This window comes from Planctomycetota bacterium (genome assembly GCA_038746835.1).
Classification (GTDB): domain Bacteria; phylum Planctomycetota; class Phycisphaerae; order Tepidisphaerales; family Tepidisphaeraceae; genus JBCDKH01.
In genome coordinates, this window is record JBCDKH010000077.1 from 1 (window position 1) to 15,128 (window position 15,128).

The following is a 15,128-nucleotide window of genomic DNA, read 5'->3' on the forward strand; positions in this document are numbered from 1 at the left end:
GATTTCTATCGAATAGGGCAGCGACGCGGTCGTTCACAACCCGCGGGCAATCCCATTGCAGACCGACCTCGTAGCCGCCCGCCGCAGCGGGCGCGTCGCGTGGAGCGAGCGCCCACAAACCCGGGCGGCTCATCGCTCGACCTCACTTCTCACCGAGGTCGAACGCGTCGTGGACTGATTGGAGCGCGCGTGGACCGTCGCCGTGGCTGACGATGCAGGAGATCTTGATCTCGCTGGTCGTGATGTTCTCGATGTTGACCTTCGCCTCGCCCAAAGCCGCAAACATGCGACGTGCGACGCCGCTGTGCGACCGCATGCCCACGCCGACCACGCTGACCTTGGCGAGTCCTTCCTGATACCGGACGGTCGGCTTGCGCTGGTCGTCGCCGAGGCGCTTGAGCAGGTCGTCCACGACCGGGCGGATGTCGTGCAGATCGCCATCTTCGACCGTGAACGAGATGTTGGCGGTCCCGTCATCGAAGACGTTCTGGATGATGTCGTCGACGATGATGTTGGATGCCGCGATCTCGCGAAACAGGTCGGCCGCCATGCCGGGGTGGTCGGGCACGTTGGCCAGCGTCACGCGAATCAAGTTCCGCTTCAGGGCGGCACCGCTGACGAGAATGTCTTCCATTTCGGGCGTCTCCTTCACGACCATCGTCCCCGTGGCCGTGCTCTGACTGTTGCGGACGTGGATCGGCACGTCGTACTTCTTTGCAAACTCCACCGCCCGCGTCTGCAGCACGCCGGCACCCAGGCCGCTGAGTTCGAGCATCTCGTCGTACGTGATCCGCTCGATCTTGCGGGCGTTGGGCACGATCCGCGGGTCGGCCGTGTAGACGCCATCGACGTCCGTGTAGTTTTCGCAGACGCTCGCCTCGAGCACGGCACCGAGGGCGACCAGCGTCGCGTTGCTGCCGCCTCGGCCGAGCGTCGTGGTCTCGCCGCCTGGCGCGATGCCCTGGAAGCCTGCGACGACGACGATCCGACCTTCGCCAAGCTCTGCAAGGATCTTCTGCGTGTCGATCGCCTTGATCCGCGCCTTCGTGTAGGCGTCGTCGGTCTGCAGGTTGATCTGCGGCCCGGTGAAGCTCGTCGCGTCTTCGCCCTGGCTGTAGACGCTCATCGCAAACAGGGCGGCCGTGACGATCTCGCCGGTCGCGAACAGCTGGTCCATCTCCCGCTTCGGCGGCCTTCCACCGGCGACGCTGGCCGCCAGCTGCTCGAGCTGGTCGGTCGTCTTGCCCATCGCACTCACGACGACGACCACGTCGTCGCCGGCTCGCCTCGCCGCCACCGCACGCGACGCGCAGTGCCGAATTCGATCGGCATCCGCCACGCTCGTTCCCCCGAATTTCTGGACGATCAGCGGCATCAGCCGCACACCGTATGCGGCGTCATCCCAGCCCCATCGCCTTCAGATTCTTCAGACTGGTTTCCAGAGAGTCGAACGGGTCGCGATAGCACGTGTCCTGCTCGACGCAGTAGCACTCGACGCCCGCCTCATCCGCCGCCGCCATGACGCTGTTCCAGTCGAGGTTGCCCACGCCGATCTCCGCCATGTACTGCGTGCGACCCGCATCGATGGCGAGGTCCTTCACGTGGATCAGCGGCACACGCCCCTTGAGCTTCCGCAGCCAAGCCGCCGGACAACCACCCGCGTGAGCGACCCAGTACGTGTCGATTTCGAACCACGCGTCGGGGTGGACGTGCTCCACCAGCAGATCCATCGGCCGCTTCGCCTCGAAGGCATCCTTTCCGCCAAGCTTGGCCCACTCGTGCGAGTGGTTGTGGTACCCGAACCGGACGCCGCGCTCCTTGAGCTTCGCAACGCCATCGTTGAACTGCTCGATCCAAGCCAGCCAGGTGGCCTCGGTTGCGTCCTCTGCACTCGGGAAAAACCCACCAACCGCCGTGAGATCGCACCCGAGCGTTTTGTGATCGCTGGCCACCTGATCCGGCGTCTCCCACGCCGACGACGGCGGCCGAACATGCGTCGCGACGCACACCAGCCCGTGCTCGTCCAGAATCTGCCTCACCGTCGCCGGATCTTCCACGCCGACAGCACTCACCTGCACCGCCGGCCACCCCTGCTCCGCAAGCCGCTTGGCCGTCGACGCGAGATCATCTTCGGTCTTGCAATAGTCCCGCAGCGTGTAGAGCTGCACAGCGAGCTTGGGCATCGGCATGGACGCAGCTTACTGAGGTGCTAGCTGAACGTCTGCGACTTGCCGGCATTTGGGTCGCGTTCCTGCGCCGAGGACCTGTCTTCCCCGTCGCGCTGGCAACCGTTCCCGGGCGTTGAACCCGAAGGCGAATTTCGTTACCTTCGCTCCCGACCAATCGCCGTCGCCTCACCAGGGCGACAGATATCAGGAGAGACCCCATGAAAAGACACCGTTTCACTGCTGCGGCAGTGCTTGCCGCTGCGTTGCCGGCAGGTTCAGCGTTTGCGTTGCCGTTTGCCGGGACGCCGACCGCGGGTTCGCCCGACTCGCTCCTTCTGTTCGATACCGACGACCTGTCGGTCACCACGCCCGGCCCGGCCTTGGGTGGCGACTTTGTCCGCGGGCTCGATCTGAGTGCCAACCTGACCGGCTACTACATCGTCACCGGCGGCTTCAGCTTCGATCCGAGCACGTTCGGCCTCTACGAACTGAACAACGGCGTCTCGACGTTCGTCAGCAACCTCGGCGGCATCGACGACACCTCCGTGGGTGGCCTGTCGTTGAGCGCAGACGGCTCGTTCCTCTACTTCGTCGGTGACCTCGTCGACAACGATGGCGGCGACGAGATCTACACGATCAGCCTCACCGGCTCGATCAGTGCGCCGACCGTCATCACGAACTCACTCGACGAGCCTGACTTCGCCGGCGTTGCTGTTGCTCCTGACGGCACAGTCTACGGACTCGCTAACGATACCGATTCGCTGTACACGATCGATCCGGTCACCGGCGTCGCCACGCTCGTTGGCGAAACCGGGTTCAGCTTCTTCGGCGTCAGCGGTCTCGACTTCGGTCCGGACGGCCAGCTCTACGCTGCACTCGGCGATGACATCGCGTCGCTCGACCTCGTGACCGGCACTGCCACGGTTCTTGGCGACGTCGGCCCGTCGCTTTCCAACCTGGCGTACAACCCGCCGATTCCCGAGCCGTCGACACTCGCTCTGGTTGGTTTCGGAGCGCTTGCAGCACTCCGCCGCCGCGGCTGACCCCGTTTTAAACTCGCAACAAAACACGCCGCGCCGACCTTCGGGTCGTCGCGGCTTCTGTTTGTCCTTGTCAGCTATTCGACTGACGAGGCAACGTTCAGGCGATCACTACTTCAGCGCTGCGTGCGCTGCCGCGAGGCGGGCGATTGGGACGCGGAATGGCGAGCAGCTCACGTAGTCGAGGCCGACCTCGTGGCAGAAGTGGACGCTGGACGGGTCGCCGCCGTGTTCGCCGCAGATGCCGAGCTTCAGTCCCTTGCGGGCGGCTCGGCCCTTCTCGACGCCGATGCGCACCATTTCGCCGACGCCGCTCTGATCGAGGCTCTGGAACGGATCCTCCGGCAGGATGCCCTTGTCGACGTACTCGCGAAGGAAGACGCCCGCGTCGTCGCGGCTGTAGCCGAAGGTCATCTGCGTCAGGTCGTTCGTGCCGAAGCTGAAGAACTCGGCCTGTGCGGCGATCTGGTCGGCGGTGATCGCGGCGCGGGGCACCTCGATCATCGTGCCGACGAGGTACTTGCACTTCTTTTTCTTGGCCTTGAAGACCTGCTGGGCCTCGTCGTGCAGGTGCTCGATGAGGTAGCTCAGCTCCTTGTCCGTGCCGGCGAGCGGGATCATGATCTCCGGAACGATGTTCCCACCGACCTGAAGCGCCGCTTCCAGGATCGCCCGCACCTGCATGCGGAGGATCTCGGGATACGTCACGGCCAGTCGGCAACCACGGTGGCCGAGCATCGGGTTCGACTCGTGCAGTGCGGTGATGCGAGCGCGGACCTCGTCGGGCGTGACGCCGGTGTTGCCGGCGATGAGCTCGATCTCCTTGTACTGGTCGACGTGCGGCAGGAACTCGTGCAGCGGCGGGTCGAGCAGGCGGATCGTGACGGGCAGGCCCTTCATCGCCTTGAACAGGCCGGCGAAGTCCTTCCGCTGGATGGGCAGAAGCTTCTTGAGCGCCTTCTCGCGACCCTTGGTGGTGGTCGCGAGGATCATCTCGCGCATCGGGCCGCGCCGCTCCGGCTCGAAGAACATGTGCTCAGTCCGGCAAAGCCCGATGCCCTCGGCACCAAACTCGCGGGCCTTCTTGCTGTCGGCCGGCGTGTCAGCGTTGGTGCGGACGTTGAGCTTGCGGAACTTGTCCGCCAGCGTCATGAGTTTCTTGAAGTTGCGATCCGGCTCCGGGTCCTGCGTCGGGACTTCACCGTCGAGGACGTCACCCGTGGTGCCGTCGATCGAGAGGAAGTCGCCTGGGCCGTAGACCTTTCCGTTGATCGTGGCAGTCTCCTTGGAGGCGTTGATCTCAACGGCGCCGGCGCCGCAGACACACGGCTTGCCCCAGCCGCGGGCGACGACGGCCGCGTGGCTCGTCTTGCCGCCGGTGCTGGTGAGAATGCCCTGAGCGGCGTGCATGCCGTCGACGTCTTCGGGCGACGTCTCGCGACGGACCAGGATGACGGCCTCGCCCGACTCGGCACGCTGCTTGGCATCCTGGGCGGTGAAGGCCAGCTTGCCGACGGCCGCGCCGGGCGACGCGTTGAGGCCGCTGGTCAGCACCTTGGCCGACTTGCGGGCGGCCGGCTGGAACGCCGGGTGGAGCAGCTGATCCAGGTGGCCCGGCGTGACGAGGCGGACGGCCTGCTTCTGGTCGACCTTCTTCTCTTTGAGCAGGTCCGTCGCGATCTTCAGCGCGGCCCGGCCGGTGCGCTTTCCATTGCGCGTCTGGAGCATGTAGAAGGTGCCTTGCTCCAGCGTGAACTCGAAGTCCTGCATGTCGCGGTAGCGCTTCTCCAGACGCTCGCGGATGCTCATGAGCTCCTTGTACATGGCCGGAAGCTCCTTCTTCATGGCGGTAAGGCCCTTGGGCGTGCGGATGCCCGCGACCACGTCTTCGCCCTGGGCGTTGACGAGGTACTCGACGAGGAACTTGTTCTCGCCGCTGGACGGGTCACGCGTGAAGCCGACGCCGGTGGCGCAGTCGTCGCCCATGTTGCCGAAGACCATCGTCTGGCAGTTGACGGCCGTGCCGGCGAGGTTGCCGATGCCCTCGGCGCGTCGGTAGCTGATCGCCTTGTCGCTGTCCCAGCTCTTGAACACGGCCTCGATGGCCAATTCGAGCTGCTTCTCAGGGTTCTGCGGGAAGGCGAAGCCGGCGTGCTTCTTGAAGACCTTCTTGTACTCGCCACAGAGCTTCTTCAGGTCGTCGGCCGTCAGATCCGTGTCTTCCTCGACACCACGCGCCTTCTTCATGGCCGAGATGGCCTCTTCGAAGTAGTGGTGGTGCACGCCGACGACCACGTCGCCGTACATGTTGATGAGTCGGCGGTAGCTGTCGTAGGCGAAGCGGTCGTTCGTCTTGGCCATCGCCTCGACGATCTCGTCGGTGAGGCCGAGGTTGAGGACGGTGTCCATCATGCCCGGCATGGAGACGGCCGCGCCGGAGCGGACGCTGAGCAGCAGGGGCTTCTTGGCGTTGCCGAACTTCTTGCCGGTGGCACGTTCGGTCTTGCGGACGTTCTTGGCGACCTCGTCCATCAGGCCGGCCGGGAGCTTCTTGCCGCCGGAGTTGTACTCGGCGCAGGTCTCGGTGGTGATGGTGAACCCGGGCGGCACGGGGAAGCCGCTGGTGGTCATGTCGGCGAGGTTGGCACCCTTGCCGCCGAGGAGGAGCTTCTGGTCGCGCTTGCCTTCGGTGCCGCTGGGCCCGAAGAAGTAGACACGCTTGCCGGCGACTCGGCGTGCGGCGGTCTTGGCTTTCTTTGTCGCTTTCTTAACGATTTTCTTGGCCGTCTTGGCGGTCTTCTTTGCGGCCTTGGTGGCGCGCTTCGCGGGGGACGCGGTGCGGGGCATGTAGGTTTTGGCTGATTTATCAGAGGAAAGCGGCCGCATTGTCTCCGGGCCGCTGGGAAAAGGTGGGGACGAAATGTAGAAACGCCCCAGACTTGCGTCAATTTATCGCGTTGCGACACGCACGAGAATCGGCAACACGACCAGACACCGCAGCCCGACACTCAGCACCGTCCCGAGCACGACGCCATTGATGCCGAGGCCCAGCTTCACGAACAGCAGGCTCAACCCGACGTTGACCAGCCCGCCGACGAGCACGACGACCGCGTAGCTCTTCGCCTGTCCGACGGCGACGAGCGTCGCCCGCCCGACACCCGCCGCGCTGCCGAGGACGGTGTGAACCAACACCAGCGGCAGGATCGCCCGCGTCGCAGGCAAGTCGTCGCCAAGCCAGAGCGTGTAGACCCACGGCGACAACAGCCACGCCGGCAGGGCGATCGCCATCGCGATCCCGCCAGCCAGCAGGGACCCACGGAGATAGCCGCGCCACACGCCGGCCATGTCTCCCGCCGCCGCGAGCCGGGCGGCACTCGGCAGGGCGACAGTCGCGACGGCCGAGACGAGCACGAGGATCGCCGCGTCGATCTGCACCGCCGGGGCGTACACGGCCGGGGCAAGCGGATCGACGAGCCGGTTGAGGATGAAGTAGTCGATCGGGGCGTATAGGAAGTCCGCCGCCGACCCGAGTGTCACCAGGCCGCCGTAGGTGAGGAGCTTCTTCTGTGCAGTTCGGTCGGCGGGCGTCGCGTGTCGCCGGTTACTCCAGCCGGTGACGTGCGACGCGAATTGCAAGCGGCCAAGGTACGCAGCGAGCCCCGAGATGAAGAAGGTCCCACCGACCCAACCAAGGCCGAGGTTCATCCCGCTCGCGTAGAACAGCGGTGCGGCCAGAAGCACGATCCATAACAGGTCTGCCGCTGCCGAGAATGACTGGTCGTGGGCGACGTGCCCAAGGGCGTGCGATGCTCCGCCGACGGCATCAGCCATCAAGCGAAGAAAGAGGCCGAGCCCAAGAAAGATCACGAGGAACGCGATCCCATCGGGCACGCGGCCGGGCACAGCGTGAACTGTCGAGTACATCGTCGAGTACAAGAACAACGCAACTGAAACCGCAATTACCATCACGACGAGCAGTGAATTGGTCGTCGTTAGAAGGGATGCCGGACTCCCGCGTTGGTGGTACGGGATCCGCGTCGCGTTCAGCGGTGGCCAGTAGCGACGTCGCCCGCGGTAATCGAGGATCGGAGCTCTACGAGTTTGTGAGTCCACGTCTTCTGCAAGCCGCGGCTCTACGAGCCGCAGGTCTGGGTCGGTAGCGGGCAGATCATCGTTGCCTCCAGACCTGCGGCTCGTAGAGCCGCGGCTGACCGGATTCGGTTTCTTATCGGAGAGACTTGAATCCTCGTTGTTTGGAGCACGCTCCGCCTCGGCGACGAGCTTCGTCAACGCCGGACCGAGGCCGAAGGTCGTGTAGTTCAAGAGGCCCAGCGTCGCCCGGGTCATCGCCAGGACCGCAAACGCCGCCTCGCCGAGTTGGCGGTAGACGACCGCGGCCGCGACGGCCCAGCTGAGGACCTTCATGCCCGTCGCCGTCGACGCCGCCACGAGGTCGAGTCGCGATGACGACGCAGGCACGGCCCGAGCCTATCGGCAATCCAGCGTTTCGGCACGACCGCTCGACGAACGCCGACCGCTCATGCGCGACCAATCTCACCGCCGATAAGCAGAATGTGCCGATTCGCGGTCGCGAACGCGGTGCGCCAGCGACCTTTGCCATGCTTGCCAAGCCGAGCCCCAACGTGCTCCAGCCCGCCGTGTTGACGTGCGGCGTCTGTGGTGCCGAGGTGCCCGGCGACGCGACGCTTTGCCCGAAGTGCGTCGCCCCAATCAACGTCGCCAGCATCGGCGACCTCGCAGGCGACACCGACTTCTGCTTGACCTCGCTGCTGCAGGTCCTCGCCGAGGCCCGTCGCCAACAGCGGGCGACGGTCGGGCCGTGCGACCTGTGGGACGCCTACCTGTCCGCCTTCTGGGCGAGACCCGAGACGGCGATCATCCTGTGGGCGGAGGCCAAAGCCGCGCTGGACGCGATCCAGGCCATCGGCCGTCCATCAAGCCCGTGGCTCGAACTCGGCTGCGGTGACGGCGTTCACGCGGCGTTGCTCAACGGCTGGCGATTCGAGAGTTCATTCGACGTCTTCCACGCCACCAACGCCGGTGCTGCTGACGCCTACGCGACGTTCGACGCGACCGGATTCGCCCCGGCGATCACCGCACAAGGCCGACAGATTGCCGTCGGCGTCGACTTGAAGCCGGGTGCCGTCGAACGCGCGGCGGCGCTGGGCGTCTTCGAGCGTGTCGAGCAGGCCGACGTCACGAAGCTGCCAGTGCCTGACGTAAGCATGGGCGTCGTCTTTTCAAACATGCTCGGCCAGCTGGACGAAGACGCGATCGCGGCGACGCTCCAGGAAGTCCACCGCGTGCTTCGGCCTGGCGGCGTGCTGCTGGTGTCCGCGATGGCCGAGGGCTTTGGCGACCGGCTCTTCTTCCATCCACAAGCGGATCAGGCTGAGGCTGCGAACGACCACGCGGCAGCAAGGCGTCTGCGTCGCCTGGACCGTGGGCGGCACGCGTTCGAGACGGCACGTTCGATCGACGACTGGCGTGATCGATTCGCCAGCGCCGGCCTGTCACACGTCGAGAGTCGCCCGCTGATCGGCGAGCCGGTGCTCCAGTTCTGGGACACAGGTCTTCGGCCGTTTTTTCCGCAGTTCAAAGCCGCCCGTGATTCGCTCTGCGATGCCAAGGCGTGGGACGTGGTCAAGCCGCTGTTGCTCGCCGGTCTCGACGCGCTGCTACGCCCGCTATTGGCGGAAGCCATCGATCCTGCCGGACCGGCCGGCATGCACGTTCACGTTGTCCGCAAGCCCGAGTGACCGATGTCCGCGATCGCCGCGATGTACCACTACGTCCGCCCGGCCCGGCCCACGCCGCCCGCTGGGATTCGGCCGCTGTCGCTCGATGCATTCGAGCAGCAGCTCGACTGGCTTCAGACGCACTATCGCCCACTCGAGCCCGACGCGTTCGCGGCCGAGGTTCGTGACGGCTGGCATGAGCCGCTGCCGCCGGCGCTGCTCACGTTCGACGATGGGACACGCGATCACCTCGACGTCGCGGCACCGGTACTCGATCGGCGTGGGCTACGCGGCGTCTTCTTCGTGCTCGCCGGACCGAGCCGCGACGGCACGATGCCCCTCACGCACGCGCTGCACTGGGCGCTCGGCGACGAAGACCGACTCTGGGATGCGCTGGTCTCCACCGTCGGCGAGACGGCTCTGGGCGACCCGGCCGAGGCTCGTCGCATCTACCACTACGAACCCGATCGCCGGGCACGCATCAAGTACGCGGTTAACTTCGCCCTGGACGAAGACCGTGCCCGAGCCGTCGTCGCCGCGTGCCTCGACTCCGCGGGTGTGAACGAACGCGATCTGGCCGAAGAGTGGTTTCTCAGCGAGGCCGATGTGAAGACGCTTCGTGACCGCGGCCACGTCGTCGGCGTGCACGGTGTGAGCCATCGCGGGCTGCCAATTCTCGGTGCCGAGGCGATGTCCCGCGAGATCGCCGACTGTGCAGACTGGCTGACCGACCTGCTCGACGAGCGGCCGACATGGTTTGCATGCCCCTTCGGGGGAAGTGGCGCAAGCGATGCCGACCGACAAGGGCTTCGCGATGCCGTCGACGCAATCGGCCTTCGGATCAGCGTCGGCACCGAGAAGCAGCCCATCCATGGTCGTCGCACCGACCTCCACGACCTGCCGCGTTTCGACGCGATTGACCTGCCGCCCATCGGCGAAGCGCTGTCGCTTCGGAGCGCCGCGTGACCGAGATCCGCTACGCAACGCCCGCCGATGCTGACGCGACGCTGGCGTTCATCGCCGAGAGCGGGTTCACGCCACGCGACCGAGCGACGTGGGACGTGCTGGCGATGGGAGCGGTGCTCGCGGTGCGTAGCGGTCGAATCGTCGGGGCGATTCCATTCGAGCCGCGTCAACTCGCCATCGACACCGACGGCCGCAGCGTCAGCGTCGTCCACCAGACGTGCGTCGCCGTCGCCGAGGCCGAACGCGGCACGGGGCTCGGCTCACGCATGCAACGCTTCCTCGCCGACGCTCCGCCGGCCGGCGTCGGATTCGCGACGGTCTTTCGTGAGGAACCGACGTCGCCCGCGTACCGGTGGTACGTCCGCTCGGGATTCGAGCCGGCCGCGTCGGTCGATGCGTTCCTGCTGGACGAGCCCGTTGCGGATCAGGGGACTGCATCACCGCGTTGGTTGGATGTGGGCGATCAGGCGTTCACCGACGCCGCGCGGCGATTGGACGCGATATCGACGCCGGGTCGCGTGGCCGATCGGCCGCTTGTCAACTGGCTCCGCGTTCATCCGTACCGAGGGCGGTACAGGTTTCGAGCTGCCGTGTCCGGAGACACGGTCGCACTCGTCGGCATCGGCAAGCTGCACAGCGATACCGAACGCCTCGAACTGCTCGCGTGGCACACGCCGACGCTGGAGTCGCTTTCGAGCCTCGTCCGGTCGATCGTCACCCATGCAGCCGAGCACGGGATTCGACCGGTCCGCTGGCCGCTTGCGACGAACGACCCGGCCGCTGGCGTCGCGCGATCGCTCGGCATGCGGGTGCACTGGCAGTTCGACCTGCTTGCACGACGCCTGGCGGATGAGGCACCTTCGCTCCCGGCTCCGAATGGCGTGCGCTACGCGGGCATCGATTACATCTGACGGTTGTCGGTCGACCCGCTCACGGCGAGGTCGGCTCTTTCACAAAGGCCCACCAGATGCTGCGGTCTCGCCGGGCGGTCGTCAGCACGCGCCACGGCTCCGGCATCGTCGGCGGCGGGTCGGTCTCGGCGCGACGTTGCCGCTTCACGAAGACGTGCTGACTCGCCGGATCGAACGACGACGGCTCCGGTCGGACAATCCGGCCGCTGTAGATCAACAGGCCCGGCGGGACGAATGTCTCACCGTGCCAGACGTCGGCGTCGGGCGTCTGGGTGCGAATCACCTCGGCGATCGGCTTCAGGTCGGCCTTGGCCTCGCGGCTGTTGGCGTAGCCGGCGAGGAAGACGTTGGTCGCAAAAAGGAACAGAAACACCGTCGCCGTCACGACGCGGGCGGGAATCAGCCACTTGTGCCCGCCACCGAGTCGAAACCAGAGCAGCCAGCAGACCAGCCCGACGACGGCAAGTGAGATGCCGAGCCACACCGGAAGCCACGACGACGGGTCGTCGTACTCGTTCCGCGGCAGGACCATCGTCGCGACTGGCATGCCGACGGCGAAGGCGAGCAGCACCAGCCAGTTCAGGCCAAAGATGATGTGGCCGAGCTTCGGGTGCCGCACGACGTTCGCGGCGATCGTCCGAATCGCGACACCCGCAAGCAGTGCCGCGGGCGGGATGAGCGGCAGGAGGTAGCGGTCCTTGCGATCGCGAAACAGCGTCATCACCACGATCGGTACGACGACCATCAACGTTGCCCATAGCAGGCCGACGCGGTGCCGTCGGGCCGTCCGCATCAAACGCGGCAGCCGACGTCGCACGAGCAGCAGCCCCCCGACCAGCCCGAGCAGTGTGAAGATCGCCCACGGCCCCGTCAGCAGCGGGAAGATGAGGTAGGCCCACGGGTCGCTTGACGGGACCGTCTGGTCCGTCCGCGCCACTTCCTGCGTCCAGACGCTCCACGCACCGGGCTCTGCTCGGAGCACGTAGACGAACCACGGAACCGCGATCAGCAGGAACACCAAGAGGCTTCCAAACACCGCGACACTGACAGGTAGCTGCGACCCTGCGGGTCTCAGTCGGACTGCGGGCCGCAGCCCCGCAGCTACCTTCATGACGAGCCAAAGCACTGCGAGCGGTCCCAGGGTCATCAACAGACCGACGGGTCCCTTCGCGAGGAACGAGAACCCCAGCATCAGCCCGCACACCACGATGCCCCAGCGCCTGCCACGCAGCACCGCATGGGCCAACGCGACGTTCGCACCGACCACCGTCGTCGCCAGCACCACGTCCGTTGTCAGACGCGAGAACTGCTCGGCAAAGAAGAACGTCGATCCGCACACCGCCAACGCCAGCCAACCAGCCTCGCGATCGACGAGCACCCGGCCCAGCTCGAACGTCAGCACGAGCGTGAGCGCTCCAAGCAGCAACGCGACGCCGCGGATTTTCATCGCCGCCCATGCGAATGCGGCGTCGTCGATCGAGCCCGAGGCGAGCTGCCGGGCTTCGTCCGTCGACACGACCGCCATCGCCAGCCACGTCGTCAGCGGCGGTTTTCGGAGTCGCGGCTCGCCGGCCATCGTCGGGACGAGACGCCGCTCCCACGTGCCTTCGCGCTGCGACTCCAGCGCCGCCGCGACGACGAGTTGCTCGCTGCCCGTCGAAAACTCGACCCACCGCGTCGCGGGCCAGAGGGCAGCGCAGATCAGAAAGGCCAGAAGTACCGAGTAAAGAGTAAGGAGTAAAGAGTGCTGGAGAGGAGGCTTCTGCTGACTCATTACTCGATACTCCTTACTCGGTACTTCCTCCGCCGCCGATGTCGCGTCGGAAGTGCACGCCGTCGAAGTCGATTGCCTCTGCCGCGGCATAGGCCTTTTCGCGTGCAGCGGCCAGATCATCGCCGAGAGCCGTCACACCCAAAACGCGTCCGCCGGCGGTGACGAGGGCGTCGCGATTCTGCTTCGTTCAGGCGTGGAAGACGACCAGATCGTCCGAATCGAGCCCGCTCGTGCCGGTGATCTCCCGGCCGTTCTCGTAGCTGCCGGGATAGCCGCCGCTGGCAAGAACGACGCAGACGCTGGCCCGGTCGTCGAACGCAATGCCGCCCGATTCGACGAAGGCTGCCAACGTGCCTGTTGCCGTCGCATGCAGCGCTGAAAGCAGGTCGCCTTGCCAACGCATCATTAGCGGCTGCGTTTCGGGGTCGCCGAAGCGCACGTTGAACTCCAGCACACGTGGCCCGTCGGGCGTCAGCATCAGGCCGACGTACAGGCAGCCCCGATAGCGAATGCCGTCGCCGGCGAGCCGGTCAAGCGTCGGAATGATGACGTTCTGTTCGACCGCCGCGAGGTCGGCCGCCGAGAGCGTGGTCGACGGGCAGTACGCTCCCATGCCGCCCGTCATCGGGCCGGTGTTGCCCTCGCCGACGGGTTTGTGATCCTGGCAGGGCGGCAGGACGAAGATGTCGCCGTGGTCGACCAGAGCAAGCACGCTGCACTCGACGCCTTCGAGCTTGTCTTCCACGACGACGGTCTTGCCGGCATCGCCGAAGGCTTGAAGCCTCATCGCCTGCCGGACCGCTTCGATGGCCTCATCATTCGTGTCGCAGACGACCACGCCCTTGCCCTTCGCCAAACCCGCAGCCTTGACGACCATCGGGGCCTCGCGTCGCTTGACGAACCGGTCGGCCTCGGCGTGGCTGTGGAATGTGCGACTCTCGGCCGTCGGGACATTCGCGTCTCGCATCACCTCTTTGGCGAACGCCTTGTCGGCTTCGAGCCTGGCGGCCTGTTTGCCCGGGCCGAAGCAGGCGATGCCCGCCGTGACCAACGCGTCGGCGATGCCCGACGCCAGCGGGTCTTCCGGACCGACGGCGACGAAGTCGACCCCGTGCTCGCGGCAGAACGCAATCACCGCGTCCGCGTCACTCGGCGAGACGTCCCGGCATTCCACCATCGGCCCGACTCTGGCCATGCCGGGATTGCCCGGCAGGCAGAAGAGCTTCGTCAGCCGCGGCGATTGGGCGATCTTCCATGCCAGCGCGTGCTCCCGACCGCCCGAGCCGAGCAGGGCGACGGTGAGCGGAGCAGTAGACGCGTTGCTGTCGGAATCCGTAGCCAAGGGCCGCGAGTCTAGCGGCGTCGCGAGGCCTAGTGTGCCCTCCGCCATCGCGGGCTGTAGCGCAGCTTGGTTAGCGCGCCTGACTGGGGGTCAGGAGGTCGCAGGTTCGAATCCTGTCAGCCCGACTTCGCCTGGCCGCTCACTCGGGGCGGGCGAGGCCGACGAGTTCGACATCGAAGGTGAGGGTCGCGTTGGGCGGAATGACGCCGCCGGCACCGGCTTCGCCGTAGGCGAGATCCGGCGGAATGATGAGGACGCGCTTCTCGCCGACTTCCATGCCTGTCAGGCCGATCTCCCAACCCGGGATGACCATGCCGTCGCCAAGCCGCAGCGTGATCGGCACGGGAAACGCTTCGCGCTGGCCGCGTCGGACCTGACGGCTGGTGTCGAAGACGGTGCCGTCATCCAGCTTGCCGGTGTAGTGAACCATGACCACGTCGCCCGTCTGGGCTGTTCGTCCGTCGGGGGCGGCAGCGACGACGCGGTACTTGAGGCCACGCTCACCCTCGATCAGTTCGCCTGCCTCAGCGGCGGCGGGTTGAGTGGCGGGCTCGGCGGTGGTGTCGTCTTGCATCCCGGCGGCGTTGAAGATGAGGATCAGGGCCAGGGCAACGCCGAACGAAACGACGGCCAGGGCTCCGCGAAAACTGGTCATGCGCGGCAGCGGCTTCATGGTCGACAGTAGCAGCAGTAGCCGCACGTTCTCGCGTTGAGTCGCAGCGCTCAGTCGCGGTCCCGGTCGCGGCTGCACAGGTCGTCCGTCGCGAAACGGAACTCCTCCACCGGCTTGCCGCCGAGGACGTGCTCTTCAATGAGCCGCGTAATCACGTCGGCGTCGGCCTGCTCGTACCACGTGCCATCGGGATAGACGACGGCAATGGGGCCGCGATCGCAGAACTTGAGGCAGCTGCAACGTGTGACAAAGAGCGAGGCGTCCTGCTCCTCATCGAGGTTGACCTGAGCGGCAAGCCGTTTGAGTTGGCCCCACGCCATTTTTCCGAGCTCGGAATCACAGCAGGCCGGGCCATCGCAGAGGAAGACGTGGTGGGTGAGCTTGCCGACGCCGAACTTCGGCGCCAGCTCTCTCGGCGGCGTCCGCCGGACGGTCACTGCGTCGGAGTCGTCGGCCACGTGGCAGGTTAGCGGCGTGCAACGAGCGTCGGCCGAC

Annotated in this window: 12 protein-coding genes, 1 tRNA gene and 1 pseudogene; 5 read left to right on the forward strand and 9 right to left on the reverse strand. The window is 66.2% G+C overall.

Features of this window, described 5'->3' with window-relative positions; genetic code table 11:
* Positions 1-142: 142 nt before the first annotated feature.
* Complete coding sequence (locus AAGI46_09195) at positions 143-1,375, reverse strand: aspartate kinase (protein ID MEM1012382.1); 1,233 nt, start codon at positions 1,373-1,375, stop codon at positions 143-145.
* A gap of 22 nt (positions 1,376-1,397) precedes the next feature.
* Positions 1,398-2,189, reverse strand: coding sequence for a sugar phosphate isomerase/epimerase (locus AAGI46_09200; GenBank protein MEM1012383.1), 792 nt, complete (start codon positions 2,187-2,189; stop codon positions 1,398-1,400).
* Positions 2,190-2,386: 197 nt separating this feature from the next.
* Between AAGI46_09200 and AAGI46_09205 the strand changes: the two genes are divergently transcribed.
* Positions 2,387-3,211, forward strand: a complete 825-nt coding sequence (locus AAGI46_09205; protein MEM1012384.1) for a PEP-CTERM sorting domain-containing protein — start codon at positions 2,387-2,389, stop codon at positions 3,209-3,211.
* Positions 3,212-3,319: 108 nt separating this feature from the next.
* Here AAGI46_09205 and ppdK read toward each other — a convergent pair whose 3' ends face one another.
* Complete coding sequence (gene ppdK / locus AAGI46_09210; protein MEM1012385.1) at positions 3,320-6,055, reverse strand: pyruvate, phosphate dikinase; 2,736 nt, start codon at positions 6,053-6,055, stop codon at positions 3,320-3,322.
* Positions 6,056-6,157: 102 nt separating this feature from the next.
* A complete protein-coding gene (locus AAGI46_09215; GenBank protein ID MEM1012386.1) occupies positions 6,158-7,687 on the reverse strand; it encodes a hypothetical protein in 1,530 nt (509 codons plus the stop codon).
* A 140-nt stretch (positions 7,688-7,827) separates the two neighbouring features.
* Between AAGI46_09215 and AAGI46_09220 the strand changes: the two genes are divergently transcribed.
* From AAGI46_09220 to AAGI46_09230, 3 genes are read left to right on the forward strand one after another with little or no spacing between them, the layout of a single operon-like run.
* Entirely contained in the window at positions 7,828-8,988 is a 1,161-nt protein-coding gene (locus tag AAGI46_09220) for a class I SAM-dependent methyltransferase (protein ID MEM1012387.1), read from the forward strand.
* A 3-nt stretch (positions 8,989-8,991) separates the two neighbouring features.
* The gene (locus AAGI46_09225; protein ID MEM1012388.1) at positions 8,992-9,933 is read left to right on the forward strand and encodes a polysaccharide deacetylase family protein; all 942 of its coding nucleotides are present in this window, start codon (positions 8,992-8,994) and stop codon (positions 9,931-9,933) included.
* Positions 9,930-10,844, forward strand: a complete 915-nt coding sequence (locus tag AAGI46_09230) for a GNAT family N-acetyltransferase (protein MEM1012389.1) — start codon at positions 9,930-9,932, stop codon at positions 10,842-10,844. The genes AAGI46_09225 and AAGI46_09230 overlap by 4 nt, the downstream gene beginning before the upstream one ends.
* Positions 10,845-10,863: 19 nt before the next feature.
* Here the strand turns inward: AAGI46_09230 and AAGI46_09235 are convergent, their stop codons facing one another.
* From AAGI46_09235 to purD, 3 genes and pseudogenes are all read right to left on the reverse strand, one after another.
* The gene (locus AAGI46_09235) at positions 10,864-12,618 is read right to left on the reverse strand and encodes a glycosyltransferase family 39 protein (protein MEM1012390.1); all 1,755 of its coding nucleotides are present in this window, start codon (positions 12,616-12,618) and stop codon (positions 10,864-10,866) included.
* Between the two features lie 13 nt (positions 12,619-12,631).
* Positions 12,632-12,793: pseudogene (locus tag AAGI46_09240) on the reverse strand (phosphoribosylglycinamide synthetase C domain-containing protein).
* A gap of 12 nt (positions 12,794-12,805) precedes the next feature.
* Positions 12,806-13,960, reverse strand: a complete 1,155-nt coding sequence (gene purD / locus AAGI46_09245) for a phosphoribosylamine--glycine ligase (protein MEM1012391.1) — start codon at positions 13,958-13,960, stop codon at positions 12,806-12,808.
* Between the two features lie 50 nt (positions 13,961-14,010).
* On the opposite strand from purD, the gene AAGI46_09250 reads away from it, so the two are divergent.
* Positions 14,011-14,085: transfer RNA gene (locus tag AAGI46_09250), tRNA-Pro, on the forward strand.
* 14 nt (positions 14,086-14,099) lie between these two features.
* Here AAGI46_09250 and AAGI46_09255 read toward each other — a convergent pair.
* Both AAGI46_09255 and AAGI46_09260 read right to left on the reverse strand, forming a co-directional pair.
* Positions 14,100-14,633: an FKBP-type peptidyl-prolyl cis-trans isomerase gene (locus tag AAGI46_09255; GenBank protein ID MEM1012392.1), complete on the reverse strand. Its 534-nt coding sequence runs from the start codon at positions 14,631-14,633 to the stop codon at positions 14,100-14,102.
* 50 nt (positions 14,634-14,683) lie between these two features.
* Positions 14,684-15,128: hypothetical protein (locus AAGI46_09260; protein MEM1012393.1), on the reverse strand; the 445-nt coding region annotated here is incomplete at its 5' end.